The following is a 2,778-nucleotide window of genomic DNA, read 5'->3' as shown; positions in this document are numbered from 1 at the left end:
TCAGTATGGACGGCCGGGGCGCCTGGCGGGACAACGTGTTCGTTGAGCGGCTGTGGCGCAGCGTCAAATACGAGGAGGTGTATCTGCGGGCCTACGACAGCGTCAGCGACGCTCGCGCCTCGATTGGCCGCTATCTGGACTTCTACAATTGCCGCCGTCCACATTCGAGCCTTGACGGCAGCACACCGGATCAAGCCTACTTCACCCCGCTGCCGCTCCGCACGGCAGCCTAACCCCGGCAGAGGCTCCACTTATCGACGCGGATATTCTGTTCAGACAACCGGGGCCAGCTCAGATCCTCAAATCAGCTACGTGCAGAACGCGCCGTTTGGGACGAACAAGGCCAGGCCTTTCACTTCCGACGCGATGCGACAGGAATTTGACGCCTTCACGGTGCCAGGTCGCGGCGATCAGTTGCAGCGGCAGATCAACCGCGAACAGACCATGTTTGAAACCCGCAACCAGGCCTTGGGCGGCTCTCGCACGGTGGACAATCTCAACGACCACGCCGCGATGGGGGTTGATCCGCACGTTTTGTCCAAGGTGCTTTCGGGCGATTGGCACGGCGCCGTTAAGAGCGTCATTAACGCCGGCCAGAACGTCCTTTCCGGCAACACGCCCGAGGTTCGTCGGCAGATTGCGGATATCCTTTTGCAGTCCGGCCGCGACATTCGATCGGACCAGCTCTCAAAAATGGTGACGGACACGATCAAGCGAATTGAGTTCGTCCAGGCCCTCGCACAGAACGCCGGTCGGGCGGCAGCGGGCGGCTTGGCTGCAACCGCTCCTGATATCGTGGCGCCACAGCGCATCTACGTTTCGCCGCAGCGCTAGTCCGACTCTAGTCCGACTTCTGCAATCCCCTTTCGGGGCTCCAGGTGTAGTTGCCGGGCGGTAATGGCTTTGCGCTCTCGGCCTGTTCGGGGCGTGACGGCCACCACGCGTTGATTTGGCCTCGCACGAAATAGGCCAAGCCAAGCAGCACCGCGACAGTAATTCCGATCGCAATCAGGTTGACAGCCCCGGCGCCGAAAATCGGCTCTCGGGGCTTTGGCCTGTCTGAACGCCACTTGTGCGGCTCCAGATCAATCAACTTCGGATCATCCATGGATAACAGCCAAGCTGCCTATGAATACTATTTGAGCCAAGGCCTGGAGCCGCATCAAGCAGCCGGTATCGTCGGCAACCTGCAAGGCGAGTCCGGGCGGAATCTAGATCCCTACGCAATCAGCAAGGGCGACGGTCGCGACGGAAGCGACAGCATCGGCATTGCCCAATGGAACGGTACGCGAGCGCAAGCCCTCAAGGAATACGCGGCCTCCAAAGGCGTCCCGTGGACCGATCTCAATATACAGCTTGATTTCCTCCACCAGGAGCTAAAAGGGTCGGAAAAATCCGCCTATCAGCGGTTAATCGCGGCTCAGACCCCGGAGGAAGCCAGCCGGGCCATGCTCGCCTATGAGCGCCCGAAAGACTGGAACAAGCCAGGCAGCTACGGCGATCGGGCCAGATACGCAGCGGCCACCTTTGCCAAATATGGCGGGGGAGGCGCCCCGACGCAACCGAGCGCTCCGCTGTCCTTGGCACCTCCGCAGCCAAATCAGCCGCCTCCGGCTCCCCCGCTAAACGCCCAGGCCACGCCTCCAATCTTTGCTGGCGCTTCCCGGGGCGGTGTCGGCGCCATGCCAGCTCAGGAGGTAGCGCAAGCAGCGCCCATTTTCTTTGCCCCGCGGCGCGCCCCCAATCTCTCGAAACTGCAAGCAGCTCTAGCCCCGGTCTCCCGGGGCTTTTTGGTCAATAGAGGATAATGCGGAATGACATTCTACAAATGGTCGCAGACTCCGGCCACCAATGCCAATGTGGACAGCACGGTTAACTATCAGGAAGGCCAAGCGCCTAGCTCGCTGAACGACTCTGCACGGGCGGCCATGGCGGCTCTTGCGAAATACCGCGACGATACTGCAGGCGCCATCACGACGGCCGGCAGCTCTACTGCCTATACGGTTGCTAGCTATCAGGTGTTCAATTCGCTTTCCAGCCTCAACGGCAAGGTAGTTGCGTTCACGCCGCACGCGACGAACGGCGCTACAGTGACACTTAACGTGGACGGGCTTGGCGCAAAGCCTCTCCGTCCGGCTCCAAATGTTGAGTTGCAAACCGGCGTCTTGGTGCAGGGGACGCCTTACGCGGCGCTCTACAACTCGAGCGATGCCGCCTTCTATCTTCTCGGCGTCGGCACCAATCCTGGACTGCCGCTTGGATCGAGCATTGATTATTGGGGCGCGACCGCTCCGAGCAGCCACTTCGTTCTTGCTTACGGGCAGGCCATCTCGCGAACGACGTATTCGACGCTGTTTTCGCTGTTCTCGACCACTTATGGAAGTGGCGATGGTTCGACCACCTTCAACGTTCCAGATCTTCGTGGGCGCGTTACCGCCGGCAAGGATGACATGGGTGGCAGCAGTTCCTTCCGATTGACCAGTGAGCTGGCCCCGGTTGTCTGAACAGAATATCCGCGTCGATAAGTGGAGCCTCTGCCGGGGTTAGGCTGCCGTGCGGAGCGGCAGCGGGGTGAAGTAGGCTTGATCCGGTGTGCTGCCGTCAAGGCTCGAATGTGGACGGCGGCAATTGTAGAAGTCCAGATAGCGGCCAATCGAGGCGCGAGCGTCGCTGACGCTGTCGTAGGCCCGCAGATACACCTCCTCGTATTTGACGCTGCGCCACAGCCGCTCAACGAACACGTTGTCCCGCCAGGCGCCCCGGCCGTCCATACTGATG

General features: G+C 60.8%; 6 protein-coding genes. 4 read left to right on the top strand and 2 right to left on the bottom strand.

Going from position 1 to position 2,778, the window contains the following annotated elements:
• A partial coding sequence (locus E4K64_RS39400) for an integrase core domain-containing protein (RefSeq protein WP_135164484.1) occupies nucleotides 1–233 on the top strand: 233 nt, incomplete at its 5' end.
• A 79-nt stretch (nucleotides 234–312) separates the two neighbouring features.
• On the top strand, nucleotides 313–834 hold the full coding sequence (locus E4K64_RS39395; RefSeq protein WP_135167619.1) for a hypothetical protein: 522 nt from the start codon (nucleotides 313–315) through the stop codon (nucleotides 832–834).
• 7 nt (nucleotides 835–841) lie between these two features.
• Here E4K64_RS39395 and E4K64_RS39390 read toward each other — a convergent pair whose 3' ends face one another.
• Nucleotides 842–1,108, bottom strand: a complete 267-nt coding sequence (locus tag E4K64_RS39390; RefSeq protein WP_135167618.1) for a hypothetical protein — start codon at nucleotides 1,106–1,108, stop codon at nucleotides 842–844.
• On the opposite strand from E4K64_RS39390, the gene E4K64_RS39385 reads away from it, so the two are divergent.
• Together E4K64_RS39385 and E4K64_RS39380 are read left to right on the top strand one after the other, a co-directional pair.
• Complete coding sequence (locus E4K64_RS39385; protein WP_135167617.1) at nucleotides 1,107–1,808, top strand: phage tail tip lysozyme; 702 nt, start codon at nucleotides 1,107–1,109, stop codon at nucleotides 1,806–1,808. The genes E4K64_RS39390 and E4K64_RS39385 overlap by 2 nt on opposite strands.
• Nucleotides 1,809–1,814: 6 nt before the next feature.
• Entirely contained in the window at nucleotides 1,815–2,504 is a 690-nt protein-coding gene (locus tag E4K64_RS39380) for a phage tail protein (protein ID WP_135167616.1), read from the top strand.
• A 39-nt stretch (nucleotides 2,505–2,543) separates the two neighbouring features.
• On the opposite strand, the gene E4K64_RS39375 is transcribed toward E4K64_RS39380, so the two are convergent.
• Nucleotides 2,544–2,778: integrase core domain-containing protein (locus tag E4K64_RS39375; RefSeq protein ID WP_135161597.1), on the bottom strand; the 235-nt coding region annotated here is incomplete at its 5' end.

Source organism: Bradyrhizobium frederickii (genome assembly GCF_004570865.1).
Taxonomy (GTDB): Bacteria; Pseudomonadota; Alphaproteobacteria; order Rhizobiales; family Xanthobacteraceae; genus Bradyrhizobium; species Bradyrhizobium frederickii.
The sequence above is the reverse complement of the archived record's forward strand: the minus strand, read 5'-3'. Positions and strand labels throughout refer to the sequence as shown.